General features: G+C 45.1%; 20 protein-coding genes. 2 read left to right on the top strand and 18 right to left on the bottom strand.

The genetic code is table 11. The features are described from left to right. Nucleotides 1-35: 35 nt before the first annotated feature. The 6 genes from BST85_RS11300 to BST85_RS11275 form a co-directional block, all read right to left on the bottom strand. A complete protein-coding gene (locus BST85_RS11300; protein WP_104813344.1) occupies nt 36-491 on the bottom strand; it encodes a 6-pyruvoyl trahydropterin synthase family protein in 456 nt (151 codons plus the stop codon). 193 nt (nt 492-684) lie between these two features. Continuing rightward, nucleotides 685-1,644 (bottom strand): hypothetical protein, encoded by a 960-nt coding sequence (locus BST85_RS11295; RefSeq protein ID WP_104813343.1) that lies wholly within the window; start codon nt 1,642-1,644, stop codon nt 685-687. 138 nt (nt 1,645-1,782) lie between these two features. Next, nucleotides 1,783-2,244 (bottom strand): hypothetical protein, encoded by a 462-nt coding sequence (locus tag BST85_RS11290; RefSeq protein ID WP_104813342.1) that lies wholly within the window; start codon nt 2,242-2,244, stop codon nt 1,783-1,785. Next, complete coding sequence (locus BST85_RS11285; RefSeq protein WP_104813341.1) at nt 2,241-2,993, bottom strand: LytR/AlgR family response regulator transcription factor; 753 nt, start codon at nt 2,991-2,993, stop codon at nt 2,241-2,243. The genes BST85_RS11290 and BST85_RS11285 overlap by 4 nt, the downstream gene beginning before the upstream one ends. Further along, nucleotides 2,990-4,345, bottom strand: coding sequence for a sensor histidine kinase (locus BST85_RS11280; protein WP_146090710.1), 1,356 nt, complete (start codon nt 4,343-4,345; stop codon nt 2,990-2,992). The genes BST85_RS11285 and BST85_RS11280 overlap by 4 nt, the downstream gene beginning before the upstream one ends. Before the next feature lie 173 nt (nt 4,346-4,518). After that, nucleotides 4,519-5,865 carry an MATE family efflux transporter gene (locus BST85_RS11275; protein WP_245917687.1) on the bottom strand — a complete coding sequence of 449 codons (1,347 nt, stop codon included), beginning with the start codon at nt 5,863-5,865 and terminating at the stop codon, nt 4,519-4,521. Nucleotides 5,866-6,014: 149 nt separating this feature from the next. Between BST85_RS11275 and BST85_RS11270 the strand changes: the two genes are divergently transcribed. Further along, complete coding sequence (locus tag BST85_RS11270) at nt 6,015-7,742, top strand: T9SS type B sorting domain-containing protein (RefSeq protein WP_104813338.1); 1,728 nt, start codon at nt 6,015-6,017, stop codon at nt 7,740-7,742. Here the strand turns inward: BST85_RS11270 and BST85_RS11265 are convergent. Next, complete coding sequence (locus tag BST85_RS11265; RefSeq protein WP_104813337.1) at nt 7,714-8,241, bottom strand: GNAT family N-acetyltransferase; 528 nt, start codon at nt 8,239-8,241, stop codon at nt 7,714-7,716. The genes BST85_RS11270 and BST85_RS11265 overlap by 29 nt on opposite strands. A 40-nt stretch (nt 8,242-8,281) precedes the next feature. On the opposite strand from BST85_RS11265, the gene BST85_RS11260 reads away from it, so the two are divergent. Continuing rightward, nucleotides 8,282-9,076 (top strand): universal stress protein, encoded by a 795-nt coding sequence (locus tag BST85_RS11260; protein WP_104813336.1) that lies wholly within the window; start codon nt 8,282-8,284, stop codon nt 9,074-9,076. A gap of 3 nt (nt 9,077-9,079) precedes the next feature. Here BST85_RS11260 and BST85_RS11255 read toward each other — a convergent pair whose 3' ends face one another. The 11 genes from BST85_RS11255 to BST85_RS11205 all read right to left on the bottom strand — a co-directional run bounded on the left by BST85_RS11255 (nt 9,080) and on the right by BST85_RS11205 (nt 17,046). Next, nucleotides 9,080-9,625, bottom strand: coding sequence for a cysteine hydrolase family protein (locus BST85_RS11255; RefSeq protein ID WP_104813335.1), 546 nt, complete (start codon nt 9,623-9,625; stop codon nt 9,080-9,082). 43 nt (nt 9,626-9,668) lie between these two features. Further along, entirely contained in the window at nt 9,669-10,358 is a 690-nt protein-coding gene (gene aqpZ / locus BST85_RS11250; protein ID WP_104813334.1) for an aquaporin Z, read from the bottom strand. Nucleotides 10,359-10,584: 226 nt separating this feature from the next. Then, entirely contained in the window at nt 10,585-10,998 is a 414-nt protein-coding gene (locus BST85_RS11245; RefSeq protein WP_104813333.1) for an SRPBCC family protein, read from the bottom strand. Nucleotides 10,999-11,080: 82 nt separating this feature from the next. Next, nucleotides 11,081-11,386, bottom strand: a complete 306-nt coding sequence (locus BST85_RS11240) for a hypothetical protein (protein ID WP_146090709.1) — start codon at nt 11,384-11,386, stop codon at nt 11,081-11,083. 59 nt (nt 11,387-11,445) lie between these two features. Further along, nucleotides 11,446-12,492 (bottom strand): gliding motility protein GldB-related protein, encoded by a 1,047-nt coding sequence (locus BST85_RS11235; RefSeq protein WP_104813331.1) that lies wholly within the window; start codon nt 12,490-12,492, stop codon nt 11,446-11,448. 62 nt (nt 12,493-12,554) lie between these two features. Then, nucleotides 12,555-12,998, bottom strand: a complete 444-nt coding sequence (locus BST85_RS11230; RefSeq protein ID WP_104813330.1) for a VOC family protein — start codon at nt 12,996-12,998, stop codon at nt 12,555-12,557. Between the two features lie 11 nt (nt 12,999-13,009). Continuing rightward, nucleotides 13,010-13,441, bottom strand: coding sequence for a hypothetical protein (locus tag BST85_RS11225; RefSeq protein ID WP_104813329.1), 432 nt, complete (start codon nt 13,439-13,441; stop codon nt 13,010-13,012). Continuing rightward, nucleotides 13,438-14,199, bottom strand: a complete 762-nt coding sequence (locus BST85_RS11220; protein ID WP_104813328.1) for a SpoIIAA family protein — start codon at nt 14,197-14,199, stop codon at nt 13,438-13,440. The genes BST85_RS11225 and BST85_RS11220 overlap by 4 nt, the downstream gene beginning before the upstream one ends. Nucleotides 14,200-14,258: 59 nt before the next feature. Further along, entirely contained in the window at nt 14,259-15,590 is a 1,332-nt protein-coding gene (locus tag BST85_RS11215) for an endo-alpha-N-acetylgalactosaminidase family protein (protein ID WP_104813327.1), read from the bottom strand. Continuing rightward, the gene (locus BST85_RS11210) at nt 15,574-16,074 is read right to left on the bottom strand and encodes a DUF1648 domain-containing protein (protein ID WP_104813326.1); all 501 of its coding nucleotides are present in this window, start codon (nt 16,072-16,074) and stop codon (nt 15,574-15,576) included. Before BST85_RS11210 ends, BST85_RS11215 begins: the two co-directional genes overlap by 17 nt. Then, nucleotides 16,075-17,046: a CorA family divalent cation transporter gene (locus tag BST85_RS11205; RefSeq protein WP_104813325.1), complete on the bottom strand. Its 972-nt coding sequence runs from the start codon at nt 17,044-17,046 to the stop codon at nt 16,075-16,077. It abuts the gene before it with no gap. Nucleotides 17,047-17,061 lie beyond the last annotated feature (15 nt).

The raw sequence follows: 17,061 nt of genomic DNA, 5'->3' as shown, positions 1-17,061 counted from the left end.
GATAGGATTTTTACTGAGCGTAGATACTGTAGAGACTAGGACGGATTATCACTTGCAAACCACTCCGCATAACTAGTCGCCGTTTCATAAAGCTTCAAGGAGTGCAACTTAATATGGTTAGGTAGATGTTTTTGAATCTTATTGGCAAAGTCTATGACCATCATTTCGCTGGTTGGTTGGTAATCGACCAGCAGGACATGATGTCCCCTTTTTATTAATTCATTGGCCAGCTCATCGTGCGGTGAGTTCCCATTGAAAACGGTTGCATGATCGAATACATCGACAATCTCTTCTTTGACAATTTTCTTGAGGTCAGAGAAATCAATGACCATCCCGTATTTGGGGTTAGTGCTATCATCAATAGGAGTGCCGATTACAGTGACAGACAATTTATAACTGTGACCGTGCAGGTTCCTGCACTTGCCGTCATGCCCATACAAGGCATGGCCTGTTTCAAAACTAAATTTCTTGGTTAACCTGATCTGACTCATCGCTTATTTTTGATCTTGTTGACGATCACCACAACAATAAGTACAATCGCCAGCAGTAGGAAAATCCATGAACTACCCATCATTCCCTGTCTTAATCTTTTAGGAGGGGCAAAGGTATTAATTATATGAGAAAAGAGAGGGCCCCAGCCGGGTTACCCTCTCTTTTTCAAATACTGTTGTTCTAAGCCGGATTCTACTGCTTAGTGAAAGTTGCTGTAACATCTTTTGGTCCTTCCCCGCAATCACTGCCGGAGTTGTCGGTAAAGATGATAGAGAATACAGAGTCATCACCTGTTGTATAACTACCTTGGTCTCCACTTGGGGCTGGTCCGATGGTCAGACCACCACCACAAGTCAGGTTGGTCGACTGACCAGCTGGCACTACAGTAGCATTACAAACGAAGTTCAATATGAAGGTGTCTGCGGGTTGTCCAACTCCTGCATCTGGCAAGAAGATGAAGTCGAATTGACGTTCTACAGAAGTCTCACCCAATACCAGAGTTACTGTTCCTCCTTCTTCGAATACATTGAATCCAAGTACACCGGCACTGTTGTTCACCACTGTGTAGTCTCCAACAAATTCCTCGGCCAATACTGGACATACTACTGGAGTAGTGTACTGGAAAGGAGAGTTAAAGAATCCACCGGTAATAATACCACCAGCGTTATCTACAGAGAAACGACGACCGTCGGTCAGGAATACTTCCAGACGAGTGGTGAAGGTATCCCCACCAAAGATCTGCTCAGAAGTAAGTCCTGTAGTTGCCAGGAAATCGGCAGCTGTGATAGTCAGGGTAAATCGAGGGAGTCCAAAAGGTCCTTCAGTGAACTGACCAGCAGCAACGTTACCGTAGAATTTCTCTTCCTGAGTTCCGCCGGAATCTCCTTCATCTGGAGAGTTGTCAGCGTACTTGATGTAAATGTCCATGCTTTCCAACAGGGCTCCATCTTGATTGTCCTGGTATTCCAGTTCGATAGAGAAGGAAGCATCGTCATTACCGATCGGCAATTCGTTGGAGATGGTTTGGATACCGCGAAGTACGGCACCGCTGCTCACTCCATCAAAAACCTGGTCGATTGTGTTATCTTCTTCGGTACACGAGGTGGCAAACAAAGCTGCCGCAATCAGTCCAAGGATTCCAATTCTTTTCATAGTGATCAATTTTATTATTAGTGGAATTAGCTCTAAACTACACCATATTCAAAGGCCAGATGTGTCGATTGAATAAGTGGAGCTTTTTTAAAATTCAACGGTCGTATTTCTTGATTATTCGGTTGGCGTGCATTTTGGTCAGAAGGCGCAATTTCCCTGTTGAATGTCCGCCACAGTCGGATTGTGTTGATTATTCGTGATGGTTATACTCTTAAAAGACCCACCATTTATAAGTGTCTGCAAGGCACAGAAATCCTTTATTTTCTGTTGGAAAGGAGGGTTTGAGGTTATGGTGATATCACCAGTGACCAGAATCAGATTTTCGAGCCCGTCCAGGGAGGTCAATTGGGTGTCGACAATCACAAAATCCCCGATGATCTTTTCTACATTCTCGAAGACCTCCAAGGAGGTGATGGCCCCACTTAATATAATCGGTCCTTCTAAGCGACTGGACTGCCCAAGGATCAATCGCTCCAGCTCTTCCTGAGAGTCGATAACAACAACTTGGAAAATATCGTCATCCTCCCGGCAACTTTGAGTCACGATTAGAGCAAATGATGCGATAAGCACCAATAGAAGATATTTGGTCAATCTGTTCATGCTTTTTCTCCCGGCATAAGTGTTTTTAGTAACTCGTCTTTTTTTCTCCTGGAAACTTCCAGTTTGCTTCCGTCCTTTAACTCTACATATCCTCCATCTTCTTTCAGGAATCTGGTGACACAATCCAGTCGGACCAGATGTTTTTGATGGATCCTGAAAAAACCTTGTCCTTCCAGCATAAGCTCATAGTATTTGAGCGTCTTGGTGGAGGTGATCTTCTGACCGTTCTGCAAGTAGATATCCGTATAGTTCCTATAGGATTCCAAATGACTGATCTGATCCAAGTCGATGAAATGAATCTCACTACTGGCATTTACCACCAGCTTATCTGCAGTTCCGGTTTTAGCCACGGTGGCAGCATAACCTGATTGTTCCTGGTTTGGTGCGGCAGGTAATGCACGAATACGGTCCACAGTTTGGATCAACTCCTCGGGATTGATGGGTTTCAAGAGGTAATCCATGGCCGAGTATCTGAATGCTTTGATAGCATATTGGTCGTAGGCAGTGGTAAAGACAACATGAAAATCACGATTGCTGCAACCATCCAGCACCTCAAAGCCCGTTCCATCGCCCAGGTTGATGTCCAATAAAGCCAGGTCGAACGAAGTCGAATTGATCAACTTCACGCCTTCTTCCTTACTGGAGGCCGTGCCAACCACGATGCAATCCACTAGATATTTCCTTGTGAAATTCTCCAGGGTTGTAATGGCATTTAGCTCGTCGTCAATGATGATAACCTTCAAGCTCATAAAGGGATTCGAATAATGACTTCTGTTCCTTTTGATTGTTCCTTTTCGTCTACCAGATCGATATACTCAACCTGTCCATTCTCGTTGGGACCCATCAACTCCAACCTCCTGCGCACAATATCTGTACCCATGGACTGATGGAGTGTATTTTGTGTTTTATTTCTTCCAACTCCGTTGTCTTTAACGCGACATAGGAGTGTTTTGTCATCTACCTTATCAAAACTGACCTTGACCTCTCCTCCTGATGGTTTTGGGCCGATCCCATGTACGATGGCATTTTCTACAAATGGCTGAATCAGCATGGCGGGAACTTGAATCAGATCTGTTTCCAGTTTTTCATCAACCTCCAAGCTATAATTCAGTCGGTCTCCGAAGCGCATGCTTTCCAATTCTAAGTAACGCTCCAGCATATTGATCTCATCAGAAAGAGGGATCCTTGTTTTCTTGGATGATTCCAGGGTTTTGCGAAGCAGATCTGAGAATTTCGCCAAGTACACCTCTGCCTTTAGTTCGTCTCCTGAACTTACAAAGCTCTGAATGGAATTTAAGGAATTAAATACAAAATGAGGATTCATTTGGGACTGCAGAGCCTGCCCTTCCAACTCCATAAGCTGGGTGTTCATTTTAGCCCAATTTGCCTGTCTTTTGAAGAACCAACGTGTTGATGCCCAGATCAGCGCAATCACCAAAACACCGATCAAACCAAAAAACATCCTGGACTGATAGAATGCCTGTTCAAATTTCATAGCTAGCGTAGCTGGTTCACTCCAGTTCCCTCCCGCATCCTGAACAGCGACTGAGAAAGTATAGGTTTCCCCATGCGGCAAGGCCGTGAACTGAACCTTATTATCCCTGGTCAATACCCAATCCTGATGAACACCCTCGATCTTGTATCGAAATTGCTGACGACCGAGTGCAGTATAATCCGGACTGGCATACCCAATGGTCAGAGTCTCGTATTGATGGGGTATAGTCAGTTGTGATCCAGGAAATTCCTCTCGGTCATTATTTAACCCGATATACTGTATAAACACATTCTGCTTTCCGGAATTACCGGTAGGGAAATACCAAAGACCTGAGCCCTCAGTTCCTACCCACCAGGAGCCCTGTAGGTCCATGAAGGTCACGTTAACAGTACGGTCAGCCAATACGTTATACAAGCTTACAGCTAAACTATCCGTCTTGGAAATGAAGTTTAAAGCCGGTTCTTCAGTCAGATCGGAGAACTCTCCTCCATTAAAAAGACTAGTCCCTTTGTCGGATTTAATATAGATCAAACCCAGACTGTCCTGACCTATTTCCAAGACATTGTCAGACGGTAAGCCGTCATAATAGGTGTATTGTTTATGCAAATCAGCTTGCTGTGCAAAGCCTATCGACAAACAAAAGAAAAAGGTGATATAACAAATTAAGTTTCTCAACTGTAGCGCTCAGTATGAGCGTAATTTAAGCAGTATTGATCTAGGTAGAACGTTTAATTGAGTAAGCGGTCAATTATTTCGATAATTCGGTAATTGAGGCCCGTTCAGGAGGAATTTCGGGCCAAGGGGACATATTTTTGGGAAAATCGAACGATCAAAGCAACGGCCCTATAACCGATCCACACGATGATGGAGAGCCAGATACCTTGGATACCCCAGCCCAGGTATTTGAAAAGATATAAAGAGGGAATGAAGCCGATCAAGGTCGCGCCTAACAGCACATTTCGTAAATACTTCATCTCGCCCAAGCCCTTAAAGATAGAATCGAAAGTAAAGGCAAAAGCACAGATGGGCAGGCTGATTAGGGCCAGGTAGAACATATCATTGAAGACGGCCAGCACTTCCGGGTCCTTATTAAAGAGCAGTCCCAAGGGTTTATACAAGATGATCCCGAAAATGATCAGGATCGCTGCCACAACCTGATTGTAACCATTCACCCGTTTACTGACGGTCAATAGTGCCTTAAACTGTCCGGCCCCTTTCAGCTTACCACCGAGAATATTCCCCGCTGCCCCGTAGCCGTCTAGGAAGAAAGCAGCGAAAAGCCAAAGATTAATAGCTATGGCATGGGCTGCTATGTATTTTGTTCCCAGATAAGTAGCTTCTCGTACGGCAAGCATCAATGCGGCATTCAATGCCAAAGACCGGATAAAGAGATTGAAACTCATATACACCAATCGTTTGATCTCAGGGTGAAGTGGAAATTGCAGACGCAAGGAGATCTGGGTCTTTTTCAATAGCAAGATCATGGACATAAGGGCCATCACCAGTTGAGACATCAAGCTAGCCCAGGCAGCACCCTTTATTCCCATAGGCGGTATCAGGTCTTGCAATCCATAGACCAATAAGAAATCCAGCCCTATATTCATGACCGCACCGGTAGCGGCGATGATCATTGGCCAAAAGGTGTTCTGAAGTCCCCGAAAGATGCCGAACACGGCAAATGTGAACAATGTAAAAGGAAATCCCCAGACCCGGATGTCATAGTATTCCAAACTTAACTTAAGGATCTCACCGCTTGCGTTCAACAGTCGGAATATTTCCTCTACAAAGGCATAAGTTCCTACCAAGACAAGGATACTAAGGCCGATATTAAAGTAGATGGCCTGTGCCGGGAAACTTCTCAATTCATCGATCTTACCCGCCCCCAGGTTTTGAGATACAATGGAGGAGATCGCGGCCCTGGTTTGAGCGAGAATCCAAATCAACATGGATAAAAAAGAGCCAACAATTCCCACGGCGGCCAGAGCTTCGGTTCCATTGACGGGAATATTTCCTACTACGGCCGCATCGGTACTGGAGAGTACAGGTTCGGCTATGCCAGCAATGATAGCCGGAATGGCAAGTTGCTGGATGCGTCTAAAAGAGATATCCGTGGTGGACTGATTCAAGCAGCAAAAATACATATTTACTGTCAGCTTTATTGCTGTGCCAAGGCCTGACATCGGTGGTATAATTGCCTATATTTATGGTTTACAGGCGGGTGAAACAAATGGATTGTTTCTAACGTTATTACCTAATCTGAAGGAGTTTACGTGCTATGAAAAGGAAACTACCTTTTCTCTTTTTGATTCTGGGCTATTGGGTCTTTGGGCAGGAGTGTCCTGATCTGACCTCACCTTTGAATGGGCAGAACAACGTTCCCGTGGATACCGCAATTAGTTGGGAGGAGGTCGTAGGGGTAACCGGTTATATCATCTCATTGGGGACGACCCCAGGAGGTGGTGAGATCGTCAATGAACAAGCAGTTGGTATAGACACTACTTTTCTGCCACCGCTGGGACTACCTGAATCCACTCAGATCTTTGTCACCATAACCCTCTTTCTTTTTGACCAACCGGATATAGTGTGTCCCTCACAATCGTTTACAACTGCCCAAGTGACCACATTACCGGATTGTAGCGTGATGACCACCCCTTTGGACGGACAGACTAATGTCAATGTGGGAACTTTCATCCAATGGAGTTATGCACCACGGGCCACGGGATATTTGATCACAATAGGAACTGCCCCTGGAAGTGGAGATATAGTCGATCAACTCGATGTGGGCAATACACTGACTTACAATCCTCCTGCAGATTTCCCTCCATCTGCGGAGATATTTGTATTGATAGAGCCTTACAATGAGATTGGACGAGCTCAGAATTGTCAGGAATTTAGTTTTCTGACCGGGGAGTTAGGTCAACCTCCGGGCTGTACCCGGTTGATAACCCCTCCGGACGGAGCGATCAACGTGCCCCTAACCCCTTTCCTGGAGTGGGAGGCTGTTCCCGGGGCTACAGGTTATATTGTCAATATTGGTAGTTCGCCATTTGAAAATGATGTGCTGGATGGAGGCATCTTCACCGAAACTTCCACCTTTGTGATCAATTTTGAGCCCAATCGAACCTATTTCGTTGAGATCATCCCCTTTAACGATGCAGGTGAAGCACAGGGATGTATACAAGAGTCGTTTTCAACCATATTGGGATGCGGCCCTTTCTTCGATCAGGAAACTGGAGAACTGGTCGATCTGAAACCGGAGATCGATTTCCCAGATAGCGTCGGAATCTGTTCCGGCCAGATTCCTGCACAGATCACAACTCAGGATACTGCCGACGGTTTCCGATGGTACAAGATCCAGGAGGATGGTACCGAGATCATAATTTCGAGCGAACCTACGGTCAATATTTCCAGTACAGGTCTTTATCGATATGAAGCCTATAACACCCTGATCCAGGAAGATTTTGAGATCGAATGTGTGGCCGAGCAGGTATTCGAAGTGGAACAGTCCTCCATAGCAACTATTCAACGGGTAAAAATCACACCTGGAGAGGACGATTTCGATGTGAGTGTTTTGGTTACAGGAGAAGGGGTTTATGAATACTCATTGGACGAGAACGGGCCCTATCAACCCAGAAACGAATTCCTTAATTTGCCTGAGGGGGCTTATGTAGTCTATGTTCGGGATATCAATGGTTGTGGCATAGCATCCAGGCCATTTAACCTAGCCTTTCCGCCAGGAGGATTTCCGCCATATTTCTCTCCCAATGGAGACGGGATCAATGATTTTTGGCAGTATATAGCTCCAAGACAGGGGGAGGCCCTTCCGCTAACGGTAATCTCCATCTTCGACAGATTTGGAAAATTGCTTGGCCAGGTCAGACCGGGTGAGCAGGGTTGGGATGGCCTCTACAATGGTAACCCATTACCTTCAGATGGCTATTGGTATAAGGCAGAAACCTCAGATAACAGGGTTTTTACGGGCTACTTTTCCCTGGTTCGTTGATCAAAGGCAGTTCGAAGCAATAAAATGGATATTCACTCTGATTTGGGAGAAAGATATGACCTACTTTTAAATAGCCTCTTTGCTTGTAGAAATGTTGGTTTCTAGGATTCTTACTGAAGGTGTCCAACCGTATACTTGCCACCCCATCTTCACGGCCCTTCCGCTCGGCGAAGTCCATCAGTTTGCGCGCATACCCTTTGCCTTGGTGATCCGGATGGACAGCTAACCGATGAATGTAATAGTGCTCCAATTCCGAAGTAAGCCATTGAATGGGTTCGTATTCGGAATCCTTCAAAGAAGTGATCACGATACAACCGATCACCTCTTCATTATAGATATAAACATAAAGTTCATTTCGTCGAATATCTTCAGCAAATTGCTCCTGATTGGGATAGGATTCATTCCATTGTAGGATTCCTCTCTCAATCATTGAATGAGCGCAGGCCTTTGTAATCTGAAGTATTTTGGGAATTTCGGCCGAATTAGCCCAACGAATCATATTTTAAAGCTAATTTTACGTTGCAGCTAAATATACACCAATGATCAAGAATATTTTGGTTCCCGTGAGCAATACGGCACATGCGGTGACAAATTTAAAGTTTGCCGTGGGCTTGGCCTCGATGAATGGGGCCACTGTTTATTTGATAAACCTATACAAGGAGTTTTCGAAAGTTGCAGGTTTGACCAAGGTCAACCAACTGATCATTGAAGATAGCGAGGCTCAGCTAAATGAAGTCCTGAATCAGGTAGATACCCAAAATGTCGAGGTGGTGGCCCGGCCAGTCAAAGGAGATTCATTTGAAGGAATAGAACGGCTGATCAAACTGCTGGAGATCGATTTGATCCTGCTTTCGCCTCAAAGTATTGAAATGGACGATGAAGTCTATTTAGGGAGTATAACCGGTAAGATCGTCAAGCAAACCATGACACCTGTTATGATCATACCGGGAGATTATCTATTCCGAAAATTTGAGACCATTTTACTCGCCTTTAAGGGGGGATACTGTGAGCGTGAAGAGGCTTTATCGCCGGTATTGGAGCTTGCGAAATTATTCAATGCCCGTCTCAATCTGTTACAGGTCCATACACCAGATACTGCCCAAGAATCAACGGATCCCAATTGGCTAACTATGGGAGATTCCTTCACGGAAACCAACAATGCTACTATATTCCAAGGAGTCCTTGAGCATTTCCAGTCCAATAATCCGGATTTACTATGTGTCCTTAGACGTCAGAGAGGGTTCTTCCAAAAACTATGGGAAAAGAACCGGGTGATGAAAAAGGAATTCTTCACCACTAAACCCCTATTGATACTCAAAGCCGACGACCAGTAAGGTTTAAAGAGTGGCGAGGATCTTATCGGTTTCCAGTACTGTGGCAAATTCGTCCCTCAGGCAGGCCAGCACAATATCATGAACCATTTGCGCCGGGTAGTTTGTCGTCCCATTTTTCTTGGCAAAAGCTGCTGTAGCATCCGCTGCTAGGCTTACAGTAAAACCTAAATTAGCGGCCATCCTGGTAGAGGTAGATACACAATGTTCTGTAGTTAGCCCACAAATGACCAGTTTGTTGATCCCTGCTTTTTTAAGATCGCTTTCCAAGGATGTGCCCACAAAAGCACTATTCTCGTGTTTGACATAATGAGGTTCGCCCTCCTCAGGCCTTACCAGGGACTTAATGGCAAAACCAGGCTTTGAAGGATGGAGTGGCGAATCAGGATTATTAGAGCTGTGCTGGACATGATACACCGGTAGTCCTTTCTTCCGAAAGTGTGCAAGTAGTGCAGCCGCCTTATCTTCTGCGTTGGGGTTATTGCGCTGACCACCATAGTACGGGTGATCGTCTAAACCTTCCTGGATATCTATTAATAATAAGGCCGTCATTACAGTAGTATTGACGGCCAAATTACAAAATATATGTAGGGAGTTATTCTGCTTTTTCCGGAGATAGGTATTTATAGATTACACCGGCAAGAATAGCACCGATTATGGGAGCCAACCAGAATAGCCACAATTGGCTCAGGGCCCAATCCCCTACGAAAAGAGCCTGGCTGGTAGATCGAGCAGGGTTTACCGAGGTGTTGGTCACTGGAATACTGATCAGGTGGATCAGGGTAAGACAAAGCCCGATTGCCAGCCCTCCAAATCCCTTGGGTGCTTTGGAGTGAGTTGCGCCAAGTATAACGAATAAGAAGGCAAAGGTCATGACCACCTCCGTGATCAATGCCGCCGACATGCCGTAGCCCTCAGGAGAGTGTTCACCATATCCATTGGCAGCAAAGGAACCGATCTCCTGCCCGGCTTTCCCGGTTACGATCATATATAGGATTCCGGCACCTGCTATTCCTCCCAATACTTGTGCGACTATGTAAGGGATCAGATCCTTGGCATCGAAGCGCCCTCCCATCCACAATCCGATAGAGACGGCGGGGTTCAAATGACATCCGGAGATATGGCCAATGGCATAAGCCATAGTGACCACTGTAAGACCGAAGGCCAGGGAAACCCCTACAAATCCAATTCCGAGTTCAGGAACACCAGCAGCGAGCATGGCACTTCCACATCCTCCAAGAACCAACCAAAGGGTTCCGATAAATTCAGCGATTAGTTTTTTCATAAGTGATTGTATTTAGTTTTGAATTTCGATGACAGGTTTGGACTTCTAGTCCAAGAAACTCGGGGCAATCACTCTTCATATTCGGCAAGAAGATCAGTTGAGAAAGTTCATTTTCAGACAACTGATTTACTCAAAGTTATAAAAAAAATTCGGCGTTTTTAATAAGTGCTTTTGTGCAACAAAAAAGCCACCCAAGGGCGGCTTCTGTTCTTTGCTGAGATCAGCTTTAATTCAAATGACCTTCCAGGCCATCAATGATCAGATTGTAAAAGCCGCCAAAAAGACCATTCATATTGGCTTCCACTTCCTCGGCGGAGTTATAAGTGCAAGCCCAGGTGATCTCGCAGCTATTATCTCCCGTCGGTTTGACCTTAACATCACTTACATATCCGGTAACCGGGAAAGGCTCACTATTAATGGCATATTGGAAGTGCATATTGTCATTATCCACCTTGTTTAGAATCTCATCGATCTCTGCTCCATCTGGCATGGTGCAAACGCGGGTTGCACCGGTTCCTTCACCCGTGGTGACCGATTTTGCGATTGGCGAATAATTCTCGATTCCTTTGAAACTGGAAAGCTCTTCCCATGCTGATTGAGCGGATACATTGATTGATTTTGTGACAGAAACATTACCCATGGCGATATCGTTTTAAGTTGTTTTATGATTACCATATAAACCTAAAGGCCAATGAGGACCGAAAAAAAATACCGTTCAGAAATCAGACGATCATGGATAATTGATCGTCTATGTAGGCCTGAAGTTCATCCCTGCTTTTGACTTTGTATAAGACTGAAATTCCAAAAATGATACCCACCAGGAAATCTGCATATTCATCTAGTTTTTTCGGGTGTTTGATCTCACCTTTTTCTACGGCATGCCTCAGTACTTGTAGGTAGGAGGCGCGCATGTTGCCAAAGTAACGATCGACTATCCGATTAATGGAACAGGACGAGTAACCATTTTTCCAGAATAGACTAATACAATCTTCAAGGACCTTGGAAGCATTGAATTCCTTGTATCTCATAAAGGCGAATCGGGATTGTGGGAAAGGTAAGGTCACCCCAATATAGGAAAATAGATGCTTTAAAATAGCTGGGTTCCCCAGGGATTCCATAAAGCGGGGGAGCGGACATAGTCCTTGTAGTATCCTGATCGATTGAGGAAATCAACTACGGCAATGGAATCCAGGTAATTGAGCTCGATGATCTCCTTTACGGCCAGTTTTTTATCCCTGGAACGTTCGTAATAGGCCTTGCAGATAGCGTAACCCATAAAGTAGCCTAAGTCTCCCACACTTTCTGTGTCACCACTGTTGTATAACCAATCCGAACTGTCCTCTTTAAAGAGGTCGTCCCGGAATTTTTTCTTGATCACTTCTTCATTTTCCAGCCCATATGAGATATAGGGCGCAGAGAGGGGCTCCTCCAAGACTAATTCTGCAATGAAATCGCAACTGCCTTCCTTTAGGCTATGAGCCAATACATAGGGATCGTTTTCAGTTTGTTGGGTGTGCACATACTCATGGACATTGATGTAAACCATGTTCTCCAAGGATTGGGTCTTGAAAAGATCGGCCAGGAAAGCATACCAACCCTCTGTAAACTCAGACGTATCTACTGATTCGTCTGCGGCTGCGATCTCACATCCTATCAAAGAGAGTAATCCGTCAGTAGTGCCTCCGGAGTTCAATCCCCCTATGGTGAAGTATATCTGTGCTTCCTTCAGCTCGGGGTATAGTACCTTTAATCTAGCAATCGCCAGATCGATATCCTTTGCCTTTTCTTTGGATCGGAGGGTGTTTCCCCGTATGGAAGCCCAAAATTTGGGAAACTTTTCCAATAATCGAACGTAAACCGTGTCTGTATAGTTTCGGGATTCGGCAAAGGATTGCAAACCGGGGGACGCCTTATCCAAATAGTGCTGATTGATCAGTTCCAGTTTACGGCTAAAATTGTCTGTAGTTTGAATGCTATCATAGGCTTGCCAGAAGTTATCGATGTCTGAGGTGAATACACTTTGAGCCTGAACCTCGACAGCAGCTTCAGTTATGGAGCCTGAGGAAGTTTGTTCCTTGCATCCAACCAAAAGCAATGGTCCAAATAAAAAAAGTAGAAGTAATTGTTTTAGCATAAGAAGCTTTATCCAAAAGATGGATCAAAAGCTTCCTTGTTACAGCTTGGCCTTAGAAGAAACTACTCTTTGGTAAAGCTATTGACCTCGATCCAGTAACCATCCGGATCTTGCAAATAGATCTGCCTGACTCCATCTGGACGTAAGTAGACTGAATTCGGTTTTCCTTCCCAATCGACGAAGGGGACGTCCTTTTGGCGAAGTTTACGGACAAATATGTCAAAGTTGGCGGAAGAGATCGCGAAGTGAGTTTGGCGTGGAGGCCGAACAAATTCTGCCGGAGTTGCAACTAAGTGCAGTTCCTTACCTTCTCCAAGGGCAAACCAACGAATCGTTTCATTGTTGGTTGGATCCCCGATTCTTTGGATACCCAATATCTCAGTGTAGAATGAGGTTGAAGACTCCAGGTCACTTACTCCAAGGGCCACATGGTTAAAGGTGATCTGATCAGCTTGAGAGATAGCCAATTGGGTAGAGATCAACAGTAGTAAGAATAGATTTTTCATAATATGGATGTTCAAGTTGTTCGCCTTAAGTATTGGGCAGCGCCTGCATTCAGTTCAAAATCGAAATCGGATATAAAGCTATCTATGGGGTCTATCCATTTCCTTATTTCTCGAACCATCGTTCCGAGTCCCATATGATATTCCCGGGCAGCGGAATCACCGAAGTCCAATCCGTGTTGGGTACACCAAACCAGATAGTCCTCTGCATCCAAGTAATTCTCCAAAGCTCGCAACACCAGGCATAAATTCAGCAATCGATTTCCCAACTCCAGATCTGTATATTCATCGTCCACATAAATGGGAAATGTGGTGCCCCTCAGCTCGAAATGCACCAGGGGGTAATACTCCTTTTGAAGGTATTGACCCTCCACGGCAGTGATCTTAGGTTTCAGCGCTTTTTGTAATTCCGCCAATTGCCTTATTGCCGGGTAGTCGGAATTCATGCTTCCATCAGCCAATTTAAGGCCTCATCCTCTTTATCCGCTTCGAATAGCTTCATTTCCAAGCCCGGTGTGATCAGGTCCGCAACCTTGATGGAGTACTGGGCCCAATTCTTGTTGGTCACCACGGCATAGCGATCTATTCTCCCCATCATGGCAAAATCCAGACGCAGCCCGTCCACCAGGGTTTTGAAACTCTCGAAAGAAGGAAAACCTTTTACAATTCCAAGGGCCCTGAACTTGTCAGGCTTGGGATGGTTCTTCAAAATTTGAAAGAATGCACTTATTCCGGCCTCATCGATCTCGTCATCAATTACAAATCGGTAGATATTGGTATTCTCAATACGTTCGATCTTCATCTTGGAGAAGTAGTCTTCCGGGTTCTCAGGATTCACCTCCACGGCTTGCAGCCATTCTATGGCTGCGTCCCGCATGTCCATCTTGAAGTGTTTGACCGGCATACCCGGAGTGAGAAAATCACTCACAGGCATTACACTCTCCAGCCATCCTTTGTTGGACATAATGGCGTATTTGGCAATGTGCCCTATGCTTTTAGCCTTCAGTTTCATGGTTGTGGTGAAGGTTTTGAAAGTGGCGAAACCAGGCCAGCTCTCAATAACCCCGAGCAGGAGAATCTTGTTACCTTCATCTGCGGTTTTTTTGATCAGTTCGTAAAATTCATTAATAGTGGCTTCATCCAGCTTCCCGTCGATCACGAATTCGTAGATGTTAGTGCCTTCAATTTTACCTAGGCGTATCATAGATGTGGTTTAGTTGATTGGTAGTATTAAAGATAATGCGAATTAGCCAGGTTATCGATCTAATCGATCAAGCTCAAGGTGCCAAGCACTCCTTCTGGCAGCTGTAACTGTAGAAGACCTTCTTCTATTTGAAGGGTGTCTAGTTCGCGAAGACCGTCCAAGGTAATTTCTGAGAACAAGAGTTTGTTTGCTCCGGCCACTGCGGTTTGAGTCATATCCAGTTTTTGATTCAGGCCATTTGGTGCATAAATGATCATCTGTGATTTGTTCCACCCAATAGGGGCAATTACCAAAGAGTCTGTGACAACGTACTCGGAATTTTGTTGCAATCCTGGATTACGTGAGAGATACCAAGGGACCAACCTGGTGGCAACCTGCTCTTTTAGACCAGTCAGAGTGATCGGGTCCTTCATCACTTCAGGTTCGCATTGCATAGGGGTGTATGCAGATAAAGCTATCGGAAGCCCGTCAAAATACTCAGGCTTACCGAGCCAATCTTCTTTTTCAAAATTGGAGGATGTGTTGTGCCAGGAAGCCGCCTGCAGGCCCAGGAAGGGATCTTTCCTTAGCCAATACATGCCCGCTTCACAGGTTACATCCAGGCCTTTTTCTCGCCAATACCGGAAAATCTTGCGTTGAGTGGCAATCTCTTCTTCCATGGTGATACCAGTATATGGACTGATCGGTTCTCCGACCCCACTCGGCCTCATGGAATGGAATGCATCAATGTGAATGGTTCCACCTTCTTTCAACTCCGGGATCATTTCCAGGAGACAGTCAATTCTTTGTTGGGCCAGCCCAAGCTCCCATTCCATGGTGTAACTGATCTGGTAGGACTGCATATCCCAAAACACCTCTCCTGGTATGGGATTACCAAGGCTATCCTTGGCTATGACATCCTCTTCCAGATAAGTAGACCATAACGGACTGTCCTGAAAGGCATCGATCATGTTCAGGTGAAGGCTAACGGTGGTGTTGTAGGATCTGGCTTCTCCGATTAACCATCGCAGACTCTGCAGTGCCGTAATGTCTTGGGGCCGTTTCAGGGCGTTGTTAACTTCCGCCCAAGAGGGGTATTTGGAGTCATGACCGTTGTATTGCCAGCCCACCAGGTAGACAACTTTGGGGATACCTAAGGTGATGTTGTCCAATTTGCGGATCACGTCCAAAGCGCCTTCAAAATCGAGATAAACGGTATCAAAATCTCCCTTTCCGTCCCTGCTGCACATAAAGAACTTGGTGACCAACGTCTTGTTGTAATCCAGCATCCACGGGTGCTCCGGTTGCTTGGTCACGGTCCAGTCATAGTAGGCCCCAGAGACGTCATATTGAACATCATAGGCACAAGCAATGAACGCAAGAAAGATTAAATATTTAAGCTTTTGTCGCACGATACATAAATACAACTATCAACAATAACATACCTCCAATCAAGGTCGGAAGAAACCACATTCCGAGATCAAAGCTACCCTTTAAACCACCTTGAACAATGGCATAATTGATATAGGCAAACAGCCAGGCTGTAAAGGCATTCAGGCTCCTTATCAATCGGGTGGCCAATCGGTACTGTGCTATGGCGTTCTGCTGGGTGATTTCGACCATGTAATTAAAAATATGCGGGAATCGATTCAGGTACCAAAGCCCAGCGTATAAGAAGGCCCCAATGGCCGGTAAGGTCCAAACGATTCCTTTACCTCCCCATCGATCCGGGACACCATCTGCTCCGTAGTGATGAGGTACCTGGTCCGGAAGTTCCGGATAATAGTACAGCGGTAGACCAATGAGCACAAGTAAACCCATCAACCCGATCATTTCGATCAGTATGTCTGCAGTTTCCAGTTCGGGCCTAACCTTAGGACGATTCTTATTGTTCATTTAGAACCATTTGTTTCGTTTCATAATCCAGACAGAGACACATCCAACCAGTAGCATCACGCCCAAAAGAAAGAAATAGCCATTGCGCCAACTGAGTTCTGGCATGTTTTCAAAGTTCATTCCGTATATCCCAGCCATAAAGGTGAGCGGAATAAAGATCACCGAAAAGATGGTGAGTGTTTTCATGATTTCGTTCAGTCGATGACCTTGAACACTAAAGATCAAATTGGTCGTACTGTCCATCTTGTACAGTTCAAAATCGATATCATTCATCAAGTTGATGGACTGTTCTTTTAATTCACTAAAGTAGGAGATACTCAGTGAGGTCAAGGTGGCATTTTCACATTTAAGCAGGGTGTCTCGCAGACTACTCACAGCTTTCTTTACTTTAAAGAGTTGCTGCTTTCGCTCCTCCAGTTCTGCCGTAAATGCCGGCTTACCCACCTCTTTATGGCTAAGATTTTCAAATTTTGGATCCGAGTAGATTCGATCGAACGTACTCTGATAATTACTAATGATGGATTCCAACAACAGAAAGAGTAAATAATCGCCCTTTTTTTGTCGAATTATACCCGAATTATCTTCAATGCGGTCCCTGATCCAGTGAAAATGATCGTCAGCTACTTCCTGAATGGTCCAGACAAAATCGGGAGATACGATAAAGAACATCTGTTCGGTTTCCAAGTCCATGCGATCTGCTTGCAGCACATTGATGGAGAGGAACAACAAATCCTGCATGGGTATGACCTTGTTGGATTGATCTTCATCCTTGAGCAGTTTTATGAGAAAAGGCTCCAATTTATGCCGCTCGATCAAATGCCGCATCTCAACTTGGTGTTCCAGTCCAATAGTATTCAGCCAGACCACTTCATTGGGATGAATCAGGGAGATTTCCTCTAAGGATTGAAAAGACCCTTTAGAGAACTCATTTGGGCCATATTTGAAATAAGCTGTTTGCTCTAGAAATTTCACTTTTCTTAGGACGGA

The sequence above is a fragment of the Aureitalea marina genome (genome assembly GCF_002943755.1).
GTDB classification, from domain to species: Bacteria; Bacteroidota; Bacteroidia; order Flavobacteriales; family Flavobacteriaceae; genus Aureitalea; species Aureitalea marina.
Note: the sequence above shows the minus strand (reverse complement) of the source record. Positions and strands in the feature narration are given on the sequence as shown.

Excerpts from the sequence above, each read along its gene's own strand:
- BST85_RS11245 (WP_104813333.1), bottom strand. The coding sequence starts at position 10,998 with ATGGGTAATGTTTCTGTCACAAAATCAATCAATGTATCCGCTCAATCA.
- BST85_RS11240 (WP_146090709.1), bottom strand. The coding sequence starts at position 11,386 with ATGAGATACAAGGAATTCAATGCTTCCAAGGTCCTTGAAGATTGTATT.
- BST85_RS11260 (WP_104813336.1), top strand. The coding sequence starts at position 8,282 with ATGATCAAGAATATTTTGGTTCCCGTGAGCAATACGGCACATGCGGTG.
- BST85_RS11255 (WP_104813335.1), bottom strand. The coding sequence starts at position 9,625 with ATGACGGCCTTATTATTAATAGATATCCAGGAAGGTTTAGACGATCAC.
- BST85_RS11265 (WP_104813337.1), bottom strand. The coding sequence starts at position 8,241 with ATGATTCGTTGGGCTAATTCGGCCGAAATTCCCAAAATACTTCAGATT.
- BST85_RS11295 (WP_104813343.1), bottom strand. The coding sequence starts at position 1,644 with ATGAAAAGAATTGGAATCCTTGGACTGATTGCGGCAGCTTTGTTTGCC.
- BST85_RS11290 (WP_104813342.1), bottom strand. The coding sequence starts at position 2,244 with ATGAACAGATTGACCAAATATCTTCTATTGGTGCTTATCGCATCATTT.
- BST85_RS11220 (WP_104813328.1), bottom strand. The coding sequence starts at position 14,199 with ATGATACGCCTAGGTAAAATTGAAGGCACTAACATCTACGAATTCGTG.
- BST85_RS11235 (WP_104813331.1), bottom strand. The coding sequence starts at position 12,492 with ATGCTAAAACAATTACTTCTACTTTTTTTATTTGGACCATTGCTTTTG.
- BST85_RS11300 (WP_104813344.1), bottom strand. The coding sequence starts at position 491 with ATGAGTCAGATCAGGTTAACCAAGAAATTTAGTTTTGAAACAGGCCAT.
- BST85_RS11270 (WP_104813338.1), top strand. The coding sequence starts at position 6,015 with ATGAAAAGGAAACTACCTTTTCTCTTTTTGATTCTGGGCTATTGGGTC.
- BST85_RS11225 (WP_104813329.1), bottom strand. The coding sequence starts at position 13,441 with ATGAATTCCGACTACCCGGCAATAAGGCAATTGGCGGAATTACAAAAA.
- BST85_RS11285 (WP_104813341.1), bottom strand. The coding sequence starts at position 2,993 with ATGAGCTTGAAGGTTATCATCATTGACGACGAGCTAAATGCCATTACA.
- BST85_RS11210 (WP_104813326.1), bottom strand. The coding sequence starts at position 16,074 with ATGAACAATAAGAATCGTCCTAAGGTTAGGCCCGAACTGGAAACTGCA.
- aqpZ (WP_104813334.1), bottom strand. The coding sequence starts at position 10,358 with ATGAAAAAACTAATCGCTGAATTTATCGGAACCCTTTGGTTGGTTCTT.
- BST85_RS11230 (WP_104813330.1), bottom strand. The coding sequence starts at position 12,998 with ATGAAAAATCTATTCTTACTACTGTTGATCTCTACCCAATTGGCTATC.